This is a genomic window from Sorangium sp. So ce281, from assembly GCF_051527395.1.
In the GTDB taxonomy this organism is placed as follows: Bacteria; Myxococcota_A; Polyangia; order Polyangiales; family Polyangiaceae; genus Sorangium; species Sorangium cellulosum_B.
On the sequence record NZ_CP150322.1, the window covers coordinates 4901288 to 4914482 of the forward strand.

Genomic DNA, 13195 nt, shown 5'->3' on the forward strand with positions numbered 1-13195 from the left:
AAGGAGAACCGAGGGCACGCGAGGTGACCGAGGTGGCCGAGGTGGCCGAGGTGACCGAGATGGAGACGTGGAGGTGCGGTGGAAGGGACGGAGCACAACGATTTCCGCTGGTACCTGCGGTGCACCACGGCGATACTCTGGCTGGCGGCTCCGCGGCGCCTCGACATCACGAGGGTCGTGGCGTTCGCGAATAATTGCGTCAAAGCCGCTCTGCGGGTCAGAATCGTCCTGCTCGGTGGCCCTCCGAGGGCGACCTGCAGGTCCCCGCACCGCCCCTTGGTAGCCCAACCGCACGCGCTCGATCGAAGGAGCCACGAGGTCATGTCGGAACAGAAGGAAAGCTCGGTCCTGTTCTCGCTCAAGGAGCTGATGAACCTCGAGGAGGATCGCATCAAGAGCGAAGAGGCCCAGAAGGCCGCCGCCGCCGCCGCCGCCGAGAAGGCGCGCGTCGAGGCCGAGCGCGCCGCGCGCGATGCCGAGGAGCAGCGCATCCGCACCGAGGAAGAGCGCCGTCGCAACGAGGAGCGCCGGTCCCGCGAGGAGGCGGCGCGGCTCGAGGCGATCCGGCAGGCCGAGATCGAGAAGGCGCGCGTCGAGGCCGAGCAGAAGGCGCGGCTCGAGGCGATGGCCGCGCAGCAGCACCACGAGCGCTCGCTCGCGGCGCTGCAGCAGGACGAGTCGAAGAAGAAGCTGCGCAAGCTCCTCGTCGGCGGCGCCATCGCCAGCGTGCTGGTGATCGGCATCGTCACGGTCGTCGCCGTCGACTCGGCGCAGAAGAACGAGGCGCGCATCCAGGCCGAGGCCGCGAGGGCCCGCGAGCTCGAGGAGGCGAACAAGCGCCTCGAGGCGCAGTTCAAGGAGTCCGAGGGCAAGATGGCCGGGCTGCGCGATCAGCTCGCGACCGCCAAGGACGAGGCGACGCGCCTCGCCCTGCAGAAGCAGCTCGAGGCCGAGCAGCAGAAGCAGGAGCAGCTGCGCCGCGGCAGCGGCGGACGCCCGGCCGCGGGCGGCGCGCCGGCGAGCGGCGGCGGCGCCAAGGCGCCCTGCAACTGTGCCCCTGGCGATCCGCTCTGCAGCTGCCTCTGACGCGGAACGGGTCCCTGAATGGCTAACCACAGCTCCGTCAGGCAGAGAACGAGCCTCGGCGGCGGCTCGCTCGACGAGGCGCGCCGCAGGGTCGTCTTCCCGCTCGACTACGCGAACCTCGACGAGGCCAGGGCGGCGGCGACCCGCATCGCCCCCTCGATCGGCGTGCTCAAGGTCGGTCTGGAGCTGTTCGTCCGCGAGGGGCCGAGGGCGGTCGAGATCGGCAAGTCGCTCGGGCTCGATGTCTTCCTCGATCTGAAGCTGCACGACATCCCCGAGACGGTGGCGCGGGCCGTGGCGGGCGCCGCCGCGCTCGGGGTCCGGTACCTGACGGTGCATGCGGCCGGCGGCGCCGAGATGCTGAGGCGCGCAGCCAACGAGGCGGCGCGCTCTCAGGACATGATCCTGCTCGCCGTCACCGTGCTCACGTCGCTCGACGACGGCGATCTCGCCGCGCAGGGCGTGCAGGGGAGCGCGTCCGAGCATGTGGTCCGGCTGGCGCAGCTCGCGCGCGGCGCCGGCGTCCACGGGTTCGTCGCCTCGCCGCACGAGGTCCCCGCGCTGCGGGAGGCGCTCGGGCCGGGCGAGCTCATCGTGACGCCGGGCATCCGGCTCGCTCCAGGCGCAGGCAGCACACAAGGCGATGATCAGAAGCGCATCGCCACGCCCTCGGCCGCGATCTCGGCCGGCGCAGATCTCCTCGTGGTCGGCCGGCCGATCCGCGACGCGGCCGATCCGCTCGCCACGGCGCGCTCGATCGTCCAGGAGATCGCGCACACGCTCCACCCGCCGCGCCCGTGAGCCGCCTCGTCTACGGTCTCCAGCCCGTTCGTGAGGCGATCCGCGCGCACGGCGCGCGCGTCGGGTGGGTCCTCGTCCAGCGCGACGGCGGCCCGAAGCTCGACGCGCTCGCGCGCCTCGCGGAGGGCCAGGGCATCCCGACCGAGCGCGCGCCCCGCAACGAGCTCGATCGCCGCAGCGCCGGCGGGCGCCACCAGGGGGCCGTGGCCTCGGCGCCCGAGCTCCAGATCGTCGGGGTCGACGAGATCCCGGTCGTCGAGGAGGGCCGGCCCGGCGCCGGCACGATCACGGTGGCGCTCGACGGCGTGATGGACCCGCAGAACTTCGGCGCGGTGATCCGCAGCGCCGTCGCCCTGGGCGCCCGGGCCATCCTGTGGCCCGAGCACAGCTCGGCGCCGCTCACCCCGGCGACCTTCCGGGCGTCCGCGGGCGCGATCGAGCACGCGAGGCTGTGCCGCGTCCCCTCCTTGCCCGACGCCCTGGAGGCGCTCGCCGCCCGAGGCGTCGCCGCGATAGCGCTCGACGCCCAGGGGCCGGTGGAGCTCGGCGAGCTGCCCCTGACCGGCCCAGTCGCGATCGTCATCGGCGCCGAGGACAAGGGCACGCGCCGCTCGGTCCGCCGCGTCTGCCAGCACGTCGCCCGGCTCCCCATGACCGGCCCCATCTCCTCGCTGAACGCCTCGGTCGCAGGGGCGATCGCGCTCTACGAAGTCGTCCGGCAGCGCCGCGCATCGGGCGCGTAGCCGGACGGCACGCTCGGCCTCTCGCGGCGCGCCTCCAGGTCGCGGTCACGAGCACGCTCGCGCGACGCGACGTGGCCTGGCAGCACCACCGCACCTCGAGCGCGAGCTCATCCGAGAGCTGACCTGGACGGCCCTCGATCGATGCGTCCGGAGCCGGCGTGATCGCGCGCCGCGAGGTCGCCGGGCAGCGCCGCGAGCCGACTCTTTACATCAACAAAATTGACAATAAATCCGAATGGATACAAGCAAAACCTGAAGCGAAGTCGAGCGCCTCGTCGAACGCTGAACAGGCTCACAGCGAGACGACCGATTCGATCCATTCAATGGATCGACCAAAAGAATCCACAGCCCCCTCGAAAAGCTCAATCACTGCGAAGAGATATCCCTGTGGACTCACCCTTCTCTGCGCGCTTATCCGGAATGGCTCGAGGGATGGTTCAAGAATCGACGGGTTCCCGGTAAGCGACGGGATCGGCTCAGCTTCCGGCTCGAAGCGATCGCAGGCGGGAGAGCACGCGGGCCACGCGGCGCGTGGCCTCGACGAGGTCGCCCTCGGTCGTGTCCTCGCCGATCGAGAAGCGCACGGCGGACGCCGCGCGCTCTGGCCCGAGCATCGCCGTGAGGACGGGGGAAGGCTCGGCGGTCCCGGCGCTGCAGGCCGAGCCGCTGGACACGGCGACGCCCTCCAGGTCGAGCGCGGCGCAGAGCTCGTCGCCGCGCCAGCCGGGCCAGGAGAGGTTCGTGACGTGGGGGGCGCGGTCGCCGTCGCCGTTGCGGATCGGCGCGGCGCCGGCCGCGCGCCCGATCTCGACGAGCTCGGCCTCGAGGCGATCGCGGAGCGGGGCGAGCGCCGCGTAGCGGGCAGGACCGCCGATCGCGCGCCGGGCGGCCACGGCGAAGCCGGCCGCGGCGAGCGGGTCCTGCGTCCCGGGCCGCAACCCGCGCTCCTGGGCGCCTCCGAGCAGGACGGGCCGGAGCCGGATGCCAGGCCTGACGGCCAGGGCGCCGATCCCCTTCGGACCGCGGATCTTGTGGGCCGCGATCGACGCGAGATCCGCCCCGGCCCACGCCTCCGGCGGGAGGCGCCCCACGGCCTGGACGGCGTCCACATGGAGGCGCGCCCCGCGGGCGTGGACGATCGCCGCCGCCTCGGCGATCGGCTGGATGATCCCCGTCTCGTGGTTCACCGCCTGGAGGCTCACGAGCCGCACGGGCGCGACGGCCGCCGCCCGATCCACGGCGGCCGCGATCGCCTCCGGCGCGACGCGGCCGGACGGCTCGGGATCGATCCACGCGACGTGCACGCCGCGGCCGGCGAGCGCCTCGGCGGCGCGGGTCACCGACGGGTGCTCGATCCGCGAGACGACGAGCGCCCCGGATGGCTCGTCGAACGCGTGGCAGAGCGCGAGGTTGTTCGCCTCGGTGCCGCCCGAGGTGAGGATCACGTCGCGCGCGTCGAAGCCCGTCAGCCGGGCGACCGCCTCCCGCGCCTGCTCGACGAACGCGCGCGCCCGGCGCCCGGGTCCGTGGACGCTCGCGGGGTTGGCCCAGGCCACCTCCGCCGCGGACTGCATCGCCGCCAGGACCTCGGGGTGCGGCGGCGTCGTGGCGTTCCAGTCGAGGTAGATGGCACGAGCGGCCGGGTGCATCAGATGGACGACGAGGGCTCGGCGGGAGGCGACGAGGGCGGGCCGAGCCGTCCGGGGGAGCTGCCGTCGTCCTGGAAGGGCGCTCGCCGCGCGACCGTCAGGTAGAACGCGGCCCCGGTCAGCGTCTCCCCCTCGATGATCTCGTTGCTGGGAGACGCGACGCGCACGTCGCCGCCGAGCCCCCGGGCGGTGCGCCGCGCGATCGCGAGCCCGACGCCGACGCCGCCGTAGGCGCGCGTGGCCGAGCCGTCGACCTGATAGAACGGCTCGAAGATGCGGGACTGGCGGTCCGCCTTGACCCCGGGCCCGGAGTCGGCGACGCAGAGCTCGTAGTGTCCCGACTGGAGCACGGTGACCCGCACGCCCGCGGTGCCGCCGGCCGGCGTGAACTTCGCCGCGTTCTCGAACAGCTGGATCATCGCCCGCTGCAGGCGGCCCGCGTCGCCCCACGCGGGGAGCGGGCCGCGCGGCAGATCCTCGACGAGCTGGACCTTCCCCTCGGCGAAGCGGTCGGCGACCTGGGCGAGGGCGCGCCGCGTGGTGTCGAGGAAATCGTACTCGGAGTGCATGAAGCGCATCCGGCCCGTCTCGATGCCGGTGACGTCGAGGAGGTTGTCGATGAGCGAGCGGAGCCTGCGGACGCAGTCCTCCATCGCGAGGAGCGCCTTCTTCTGCGCCTTGTTGAGCGGGCCGAGCTCCTCGTCGGCGAGCAGCTTCACGTACCCGACGATCGGGGTCATCGGGGTCGCGAGCTCGTGGGAGATGTTGCGGTAGAACTCGGTGCGCGCGGCGTCGAGCTCGCGGAGCCGGGCGTTGGCGCGCGAGAGCTCGGCCACCTTCTGCTCCAGGTGGGCGACGATGCGCTGGCTCTGCTCGCGCAGCCGGAGCGGCCCCTGGGACGCGGGGAGCTCCTCGCGCGCGCCGCTGAGGTAGCGGGCGATGATCGACGGGAAGGAGCGCGCGTCGATCGGCTTCTGGAGGAAGCCGTCACAGCCGACGGCGAGGCTCGTGTCCCGGTCGCCCTCCGCGGTGATCGCCACGATGGGGACGCCGGCGAGCGACGCCTCGCCGCGCAGGCGCAGCGTGACCTCGAACCCATCGAGGCCCGGGATGTTCAGGTCGACGAGGACGAGGTCGGGGTGCTGCGTACAGGCGAGACGTACCCCTTCGAGCCCGTCGGCGGCCTCTAGGACCTCGTAGCCCGCGTTCTGGAGCAGCTTGCGGACGAGCAGGCGGTTCGCGGGATCGTCCTCGATGTGAAGGATCTTCGACATGGGCTCTACCTGCGCATAGTAGTCGCGATCGTGGGGGTTCAGGCACGTTCTGCGCGAACTTCCGCCGCCTGGCCAGGCCGCGCGCCTGGCCAGGCCGCGCGCCTGGCCAGGCCGCGCGCCTGGCCAGGCCGCGCGGGCGCGCCCAGCGCCGGGATCGTCCGCTCGCAGCGCTCGTTTGCGGTGCGGGTCGCCTGGCTCGCGCTGAGCGGGTCGCCTGGCTCGCGCCGAGCGGGTTGCCTGGCTCGCGCCGAGCGGGTTGCCTGGCTCGCGCCGAGCGGGTTGCCTGGCTCGCGCCGAGCGGGTTGACGGAGGGACAGCGCCCCTTCAATACGGGGCCGCCATGCTCGGCCCTTCCAGGTTCCACCGCGACGCCGTCACGACGGCGCGTTCCATTCCCTTCCTCGGGCGCTCCCGATGACGACCGCGCACCAGCAAGAGAGCGAGGCTGCCGTCGCAGACGCCGGGGGCGGAGAGACCGCCAGCCTCCCGCTGCCGGGCGCGCCGCGCAGCGCGGGCGCCCCCCCCGCGCGCGCAGGAAGCCCGGCGCGCGCGCTGCCCGCGCGCCTCGCCTATGCGCTCGCGGCCCTCAGCGGGCTCTTCTACTTCCTCGGGTTTCCTGGGATGGATCTCTGGCCGATCTCGTTCTTCGGCCTCGTCCCGCTGATCGTCGCGCTGCGCGGGCAGACGCCCGGGCGCGCGGCGCTGCTCGGCTGGATCGCCGGCTTCGTCATGACGATGACCGGCTTCTACTGGCTGCTCGAGATGCTGCGCGTGTTCAGCGGATTCCCCACGATCCTCTGCGCGCTCTTCATGGCCATCCTCTGCGGCTACCAGGCCGGGAGGATCGCGCTGTGCGGCTGGCTCTACGGGCGGGCCGAGGCGCGCGGATGGCCAGGCTCGGTGGCCTTCGCGCTCGCGTTCGTGACGAGCGAGCTCGTCTTTCCGCTCCTCTTCCCCTGGTACTACGGCGCCTCGGTCCACAACGCGCCGGTGATGGGCCAGGTCGCGGATCTCGGCGGCCCCTACCTCGTCGGCCTGGTGCTGGTCGCCGCGAACCTCGCGATCGCCGAGCTCGTAACGCACCGGCTGGATCGCGCGCCCCCGAGCCCCGCGCCGGGCGAAGCCGGCCGCGACGCCGGCCCGCCGCGACGCGGTCGCCCGCTGAACCGCGCGGTCGTCGCGGTGGGGATCGCCGCCCCCGCGCTCGCCGCCGTGTATGGCGTCCTCCGGATCCGCGCCGTGGACGCGGCCGCCGCCGCGGCGGAGCCGATCAAGATCGGGATCGTCCAGCCGAACCTCGCGCTCTTCGACCGGCGGAACGCGCTCAAGATCCACGTGAGCCGGACCCGGGAGCTCGCGCAGCAGGGCGCGGAGCTCGTCGTGTGGAGCGAGGCGGGCGTGCCGCAAGCGTTCCGCGAGTCGGCCTACCAGCGCGAGGTCCAGCGGTCGCTCACGGGCCGCCTCGGCGTCCCCACGGTGGTCGGCACGGTCATCCACCGGCTGCCGGCCGACCGGAACGAGCGCGGCGTGAGCTTCAACACCGCGCTCATGGCCGGCAAAGACGGCGAGATCCTCGGCCGATACGACAAGCAGTACCTGCTCGCGTTCGGCGAGTACCTCCCGTTCGGCGAGCTGGTCCCGTACCTCTACAAGCTGTCGCCGAACTCGGGCCGCTTCAGCCCCGGCACGTCGCTCGCTCCGCTCGAGTGGGACGGCCACAGGCTCGCGGCGATGATCTGCTACGAGGACATCCTGCCGCACTTCGTGAACAAGCTGGTCGCCCAGGGCGACCCCGACCTCCTCGTCAACCTCACGAACGACGCCTGGTTCGGCGACTCGACGGAGCCGTGGATCCACCTCGCGCTCGCGAAGATGCGCTCGATCGAGCACCGCCGCTACCTCGTGCGCGCGACGAACAGCGGCGTCTCCGCGATCGTCGACCCGGTCGGGCGGGTCGTCGCGCACAGCGACACGTTCAAGGAGCAGTCGCTCCTCGGCGAGGCCCGGTTCATGCGCGCGCAGACCGTCTACGGGACCGTGAAGGACATCCCGTGGTACGTCGCCGCGGCCGCGAGCGCCGCCATGGCGCTGTTCACGCGGCCGAAGCGCTGGCGGCTCCGGCGCGGCGAAGGCTGAGCCGTCCGCGCATTCGCGCGGCACACACCGACGCCGCCCGCCCGCGCGCGGCGGACGCTCGAGCGACCCAAGAGCGGCGGTCGCCCGCACAGGAGACGGGCCCAGCTCGGCGTTTTCTGCGCGGAAGCGTACTCACGTACGCTGAGCACAGAAAACGTCGAGATGGGCCCGTATCCGAAGCGGGCGACCGCCGCTCTACAGCTTCATCGCCTTTTTGAAGCGCTTCGCGTCGGCGAACATGTCGACGTTCGTGAACACGTACGTCGCGTCGTCGTGCTTCGCGCCGCGCGCGATCTCCGCGAGCCGCTCGATCGCCGGATCCTCGTAGCGCGACTTGTGCCCCGCGGGACCGTGCAGGCGGTAGTAGGCCACCTTCAGCCGCGAGAGGCCCGCGTTCAGCGGATCGCGCGCGGCGAGCGCGCCGACCTCCTGGGTGAGCTCGTCGCACTCGTCCGGATCCCACCCGGGCGGAGGCTCGAAGACGACGCGCTCGAAGCGCTTCTTCACGTTGACGAGGAAGTCGCGCAGGATGGCCTTGTTCGCGCGCGTCGGCGTGAACTCCGGGGGGCCGACGAAGACGGCGAGCTTCGCCTCGAGCTCATCCGCGACCGCCTCGATGCTCTTGAGCGCCGTCTCGATGACCTTGCCGTCCCGAAACCCCTCCTGCCCGATCTCGCGCGGACCGAGCAGGGCAAAGCGAAAGCCGCCTGGAGCTTCGCGCCGCCAGCGCCGGATCGTTCCAGGTCCCGGGAGGGACACATGGGTCTCCTGCACCTCCACGAACATGAACTCGCGGAAATAGCGCGTCGCTGGGACGGGGAAACCGGCGCAGCCGACGGTAATCATCGCCCCCACCCTAGCCCACGCGCGCGCTGGCGAGAAGCCAGACGGATGGATTTCTCGATCGGCCCGCCTGGACGCCCAAACGATGACGCGGGGGCGCGAGGACGTAGTGACGCAGTGGATGCCCGCTCACTCCTCCCTCCCCCTCGCGTCCCCCTCGCGCCGCGGCGCCGCTGGCTCGGAGCACGGGCGCGCTGCAGCGCCGTCGACCGCGCCCTCGCCGGCGGCCTGCCCGAACGGCAGCGCGAGCGCCGCGGCGCTGCGATCGACCTTGCGCTGCAGGCGGGCCCGGCGGCGGGCCTGCGCGGGCTCGGGCTCCGCGGTGCCCTGGTCGGCCAGCTCGAGGGCGCGGGTGAAGGCGCGCACGTGGTGCTCGTAGAGCTTCGCGAGCTCGAGGCGCACCGAGGGATCGTCGATCTCGGCCGCGAGGGCCTCGTAGTCCGCGAGCGCCCGCGCCTTGTCCCCGCGCGCCTTCGCGATGTCGCCGCGCGCCCGCCGCGCGGCCGCGCCGCCGCCGCGCTCGACGGCCGCGTCCGCCAGCTCGGCCGCCCGCTCGAGCGCGCCCGCCCGCCGCAGCGTCGCGGCCACCCCGGCGAGATCGCCGGCGGCGAGGCTGCCGAGCGGCTCGCCGTAGAGGCCGACCAGCGCGACCATCGCGAGGACGTCGGCGGCGTTGTGCTCGACGACGCCGAGCAGCGCCTCCTCGTCGCCGGTGCGCAGGAAGTGGGCGTAGCACGCGACGATCTCGCCGCCGGGCACGTCGCCGACGCGCACCCGGCCGAGCACGTCGTGCTCGAGGGCGATGAGGGTGCAGCTCTTCAGGCGGGCCTTGTGGATACGGCGCGCGACGTGGACGAGATCGAGGTGCGGCAGCTCCGGCGGCGGCGGAAGGCGGTTCATCACGTAGCGCGCGCGCAGGAGCGGCATGTCGAACGCCTTGCCGTTGTACGTGACGATCATCGAGGCGCCGGCGAGGCGCTCGGCCAGGCGGCGCAGGATGGGCTCCTCCTCGCCGAGGCGGCGCAGGAGGAGCTGCTCCATGACGAAGGCGTCGGACAGAGGCTCGCCGAGCGGCCCCGCGCCGTCCGCCCCGGGGTCGAACCAGGCGAGGCCTATCAGGAACGGCACGGTGCCCGTGCCGCCTGCGAGGCCCGTGGTCTCCGTATCGAGGAACAGCGCCCGCCGCACGTCGCAGCCGGCGAGCGCCGGATCGAGCGAGAGGAGCGCGAGCATGGCCGGGTCGGCGTCGCGCGCGGCGACGAGCGGCGCGCGGCCGACGCGGGCCGCCGCGAGCGAGCGGGTGCGGCTCGCATAGAGCGGTCCCCCGGGCGTCTGCTCGACATGGAAGGGGAGCTCGCCGCGCGCGGGATCGGCCCTGGGGGTCGGCGGCGCGCCCCGGGCGACGATGCGGGAGATGCGCTCGCGCAGATCGTCGAGCGACGGTCGAGCGACGCCCGTGGCGGGCGATGCAGGCGCCGCGGCCGGCGCCACGGCGGCCGGCGGTGCGGGAGGCGCTTCGGAGGGGCCGGCGCCGTCCACGGCGGGACCGCGATCGAGCGGCGCCTGCGCGGGGGCGAGCGGCGCAGCGCCGCGCCGCTCCGCCGGGAGCGGTCCGAGCCGCGCGAGCTTCGACTTGAACGACGTCATCGGCCGGTCGCGAGGTTTCCACGCCGGGCACTGCGCATCAAGTCAGTGGTCCAGCGGAGGCCGCGTCATGGATCCTGACCTGCTTCCCGGCGCGCGGCGCCGGAAACGACGCCGAGCTTCGCCCGGATCGCGGCGAGCACCTCGTCGGCTTGCCGCTCGGTCGCGGCGCGATCGCCGGAGTTCTCGATGACGTAGTCGGCCACCGCGACCTTGCTGGCGAGCAGGAGCTGCGCGGCGAGCCGGGCGCGCACGTGGTGTTCGGTCGCGCCGTCCCGCGCCATCGCGCGGGCGATCTGGACCGCCTCGGGCACAGCGACCACGACGAGCGGGCGGAACGCATCGGCGACCCCGTTCTCGACGAGGAGCGCCGCCTCGTAGCAGGCGAGCGGCTCGCCCTGCGCCTGGAGCTCGGCGGCGCGCTCCAGCGTGAGCGCCGTGATGCGCGGGTGCACGATCGCGTTCAGCTGGCGGCGCTTGTCCGGATCGGCGAACACCACCGCGGCGACGCGCGCGCGATCGAGCGAGCCGTCCGGCGAGAGCACCTCCGGGCCCAGGGCGCGCACCACCGCGTCGAGCCCCTCGGTTCCCTTCGCCACCACCTCGCGGGCGAGCGCGTCGGCGTCGATGACCGGAAGCCCCCGCGCGCGAAAATGAGCCGCCACCGTGCTCTTGCCGGATCCCAGGCCGCCGGTGAGCCCGAACAGGACGATCCCCATGGCCGCCTCAGCCCCCCACCTGGAGCGACCTGCACGCCTCTCCGCTGCCTGACCTCGACCCAGCATCACAACGCATTGCGTTAAATTCTACCTCTGTCGCCCTGCGGCCGAGCGCGGCCGGCGTCGGAAGAAGGTGCGGCCGGCGCCGGCGCCCACGTCTGCCCGGAGCGCCTGCCCGCCTCGTGACCACCACGACCCGAGCCTACCTCGAAGGGGGGTCTGCGACCGTCGAGTTTCCTCGCCGTCGGCGCTTAAGAAGTCCGCTTCTCCGGGAATGCAACTACCATAACGGGGTGGTGGCAAAGATCGATGACCGGCCGGAGTCGAGCCTGCACGCCGCGTTCGATCGCTCGGACGCGCACCGCGGCTCGCCGGATAAGCAGCTCGCGGCGTGGCTGTCCGAGCTCGACGTCGGCGTGATCGAAGTCGACGCCGAGCAGCGCGTGGTGCGCGTCAACGGGGCAGCGGAGCGGCTGACCGGCTGGTCGATCGTCGAGGCGCGCGGCGCGCTGCTCGATCGCGTGCTCCGGCTGATCCCGGCGGCGGGGACGACGAGCGGAGATCCGGACATCGACGTCGGAGAGATGACCGAGCTGTTCGACGACGGCGCGCCGGCGAAGGCCGCTGCGCCGCCCGCGCTCACGCCGCGGCGCGAGCCGGTGGCGCCGCTCGCGCCGGTGATCATCGACGAGGGCGCGCTGCGCACGCCGGGCGCGCCGCTCGCCGCGCCCGAGGCAGCTGCGGCGAGTCGACCGACGTCCGCGCGGTACACCGCGCTGCTCGAGCGCCGCGACGGCTCGGTCATCCCCGTCGTCCACACGATCGGCGCGCTCACGGGGCGGCCCACGCGCGAGAGCCAGCGCGACTCGAGGCCGCCGCCCGCGCCCGGGCAGCTCATCCTCTTCCGCGAGCTCGGCGCGCCGGGGCCCTTGCCGATCCACCCGGCCAAGCCTCGCTACGACGCGCTGACGCGGCTCCTCGATCGGTACGCGATCATCGATCGCATCGAGGAGGCGCTGAACGACTGCAGGGCGAACAACACGCCGTACGCGCTCTGCTACATCGACCTGGATCGCTTCCGGCTCGTGAACGCCACCTGCGGGCACGAGGCGGGCGACGATCTGCTCCAGTGGGTCGCGACGCGCGTGCACGAGATCGTCGGCCCGAAGGACGCGGCGGGGCGGATCGGCGGCGACGAGTTCGTCCTCTTGCTCGCGGACAAGAGCGAGCGGGAAGCGGAGCGGATCGCGCGCGACCTGCAGATCTGCCTGCTCGAGTTCCGGTTCGGGTGGGCGGAGAAGACGTTCTCGATCGGCGCGAGCATCGGGCTCGTGGTGCTGACCCCGCACTTCGAGCGGGCCGTCGACGTGCTCGGCGCCGCCGATCACGCGTGCCGCATCGCGAAGGAGAACGGGCGCGGGAGGCTGCAGGTCTACCTCGACGACCAGCAGATGACGACGAGCCGGCGCTCGATGCAGTGGGTCGCGAGCCTGCAGCGCCACCTCGCCGAGGGGCGGCTCCGGCTCTACTCGCAGGGCATCCACCCGCTCATCAAGCCGGGCGCGGCGCACACGCCCCACGGCGCGCACTTCGAGGTGCTCGTGCGGCAGCTCGGCGAGGACGGCCGGTTCTACTCGCCGGTCGGCATCATCCAGGCGGCGGAGCAGAGCGGCCTGATCCACGTGATCGATCGCTACGTCGCGCGCCAGGCGTTCCGGCTCATCGGCGCGCTGCCGCAGCACGCGCTGAGGCGCCTCGACACGTGCTCGATCAACCTGTCGGGCGTGTCGCTGCTGCGCGAGGGCCTGCTCGACTTCCTCGTCGAGCAGCTGCACCGGGCGCAGGTGCCGCCGAGCAAGATCTGCTTCGAGATCACCGAGACGGCGGCGCTCGCCAACCTCGGCGAGGTGCTGTGGTTCATGCAGGAGCTCGGCGCCATGGGGTGCCGGTTCGCGATCGACGACTTCGGCAGCGGGCACGCGTCGTACGGCTACCTGGAGAGCCTGCCGGTCGACTACGTCAAGATCGACGGCATGTTCGTGCGCGATCTGAAGGACAACTCGCTCCACCGCGCGATCGTGGAGTCGGTGCACCGCATCGGCGACACGCTCGGCATCAAGACCGTCGCCGAGCAGGTGGAGAACCAGGAGATCGCCGATCTGCTCACGTCGATGGGCATCCACTATGCGCAGGGGTGGCACTTCGACAAGCCGCAGCCGCTCGTGGACCTCTGCGGGTCCCTGCGCGCCCAGGGCGAGCCGAGCATCCCGGACGCGACCGGCTCGCCGGAAGGCCGCTGA

Annotated in this window: 10 protein-coding genes; 5 read left to right on the forward strand and 5 right to left on the reverse strand. The window is 73.0% G+C overall.

From position 1 onward, the window contains the following. Nucleotides 1-78 precede the first annotated feature (78 nt). From WMF27_RS18495 to WMF27_RS18505, 3 genes are read left to right on the forward strand one after another with little or no spacing between them, the layout of a single operon-like run. Nucleotides 79-1086: a hypothetical protein gene (locus WMF27_RS18495; RefSeq protein WP_437944363.1), complete on the forward strand. Its 1008-nt coding sequence runs from the start codon at nucleotides 79-81 to the stop codon at nucleotides 1084-1086. A gap of 18 nt (nucleotides 1087-1104) precedes the next feature. Beyond that, the gene (gene pyrF / locus WMF27_RS18500; protein ID WP_437767558.1) at nucleotides 1105-1887 is read left to right on the forward strand and encodes an orotidine-5'-phosphate decarboxylase; all 783 of its coding nucleotides are present in this window, start codon (nucleotides 1105-1107) and stop codon (nucleotides 1885-1887) included. Continuing rightward, on the forward strand, nucleotides 1884-2630 hold the full coding sequence (locus WMF27_RS18505; protein WP_437767557.1) for a TrmH family RNA methyltransferase: 747 nt from the start codon (nucleotides 1884-1886) through the stop codon (nucleotides 2628-2630). The genes pyrF and WMF27_RS18505 overlap by 4 nt, the downstream gene beginning before the upstream one ends. A 476-nt stretch (nucleotides 2631-3106) precedes the next feature. On the opposite strand, the gene WMF27_RS18510 is transcribed toward WMF27_RS18505, so the two are convergent. Both WMF27_RS18510 and WMF27_RS18515 read right to left on the reverse strand, forming a co-directional pair. Next, on the reverse strand, nucleotides 3107-4279 hold the full coding sequence (locus WMF27_RS18510) for a cysteine desulfurase family protein (protein WP_437767556.1): 1173 nt from the start codon (nucleotides 4277-4279) through the stop codon (nucleotides 3107-3109). Then, entirely contained in the window at nucleotides 4279-5553 is a 1275-nt protein-coding gene (locus tag WMF27_RS18515; RefSeq protein WP_437767555.1) for a hybrid sensor histidine kinase/response regulator, read from the reverse strand. The genes WMF27_RS18510 and WMF27_RS18515 overlap by 1 nt, the downstream gene beginning before the upstream one ends. Nucleotides 5554-5967: 414 nt before the next feature. Here WMF27_RS18515 and lnt point away from each other — a divergent pair, with 414 nt between their 5' ends. Next, on the forward strand, nucleotides 5968-7689 hold the full coding sequence (gene lnt, locus WMF27_RS18520) for an apolipoprotein N-acyltransferase (protein ID WP_437767554.1): 1722 nt from the start codon (nucleotides 5968-5970) through the stop codon (nucleotides 7687-7689). Nucleotides 7690-7884: 195 nt separating this feature from the next. On the opposite strand, the gene WMF27_RS18525 is transcribed toward lnt, so the two are convergent. The 3 genes from WMF27_RS18525 to coaE form a co-directional block, all read right to left on the reverse strand. Further along, nucleotides 7885-8535, reverse strand: a complete 651-nt coding sequence (locus tag WMF27_RS18525; protein ID WP_012236337.1) for a DUF72 domain-containing protein — start codon at nucleotides 8533-8535, stop codon at nucleotides 7885-7887. A 126-nt stretch (nucleotides 8536-8661) separates the two neighbouring features. Next, a complete protein-coding gene (locus WMF27_RS18530; RefSeq protein ID WP_437767553.1) occupies nucleotides 8662-10179 on the reverse strand; it encodes a ribonuclease H-like domain-containing protein in 1518 nt (505 codons plus the stop codon). A gap of 65 nt (nucleotides 10180-10244) precedes the next feature. Further along, on the reverse strand, nucleotides 10245-10895 hold the full coding sequence (gene coaE / locus WMF27_RS18535) for a dephospho-CoA kinase (protein WP_437767552.1): 651 nt from the start codon (nucleotides 10893-10895) through the stop codon (nucleotides 10245-10247). Nucleotides 10896-11191: 296 nt separating this feature from the next. On the opposite strand from coaE, the gene WMF27_RS18540 reads away from it, so the two are divergent. Further along, nucleotides 11192-13195, forward strand: coding sequence for a putative bifunctional diguanylate cyclase/phosphodiesterase (locus WMF27_RS18540; RefSeq protein WP_437767551.1), 2004 nt, complete (start codon nucleotides 11192-11194; stop codon nucleotides 13193-13195).

Bases quoted from the DNA above. Each gene is read 5' to 3' on its own strand.
- pyrF (WP_437767558.1), top strand. From the start codon at position 1,105: ATGGCTAACCACAGCTCCGTCAGGCAGAGAACGAGCCTCGGCGGCGGC.
- WMF27_RS18510 (WP_437767556.1), bottom strand. From the start codon at position 4,279: ATGCACCCGGCCGCTCGTGCCATCTACCTCGACTGGAACGCCACGACG.
- WMF27_RS18515 (WP_437767555.1), bottom strand. From the start codon at position 5,553: ATGTCGAAGATCCTTCACATCGAGGACGATCCCGCGAACCGCCTGCTC.
- lnt (WP_437767554.1), top strand. From the start codon at position 5,968: ATGACGACCGCGCACCAGCAAGAGAGCGAGGCTGCCGTCGCAGACGCC.
- WMF27_RS18525 (WP_012236337.1), bottom strand. From the start codon at position 8,535: ATGATTACCGTCGGCTGCGCCGGTTTCCCCGTCCCAGCGACGCGCTAT.
- WMF27_RS18530 (WP_437767553.1), bottom strand. From the start codon at position 10,179: ATGACGTCGTTCAAGTCGAAGCTCGCGCGGCTCGGACCGCTCCCGGCG.
- coaE (WP_437767552.1), bottom strand. From the start codon at position 10,895: ATGGGGATCGTCCTGTTCGGGCTCACCGGCGGCCTGGGATCCGGCAAG.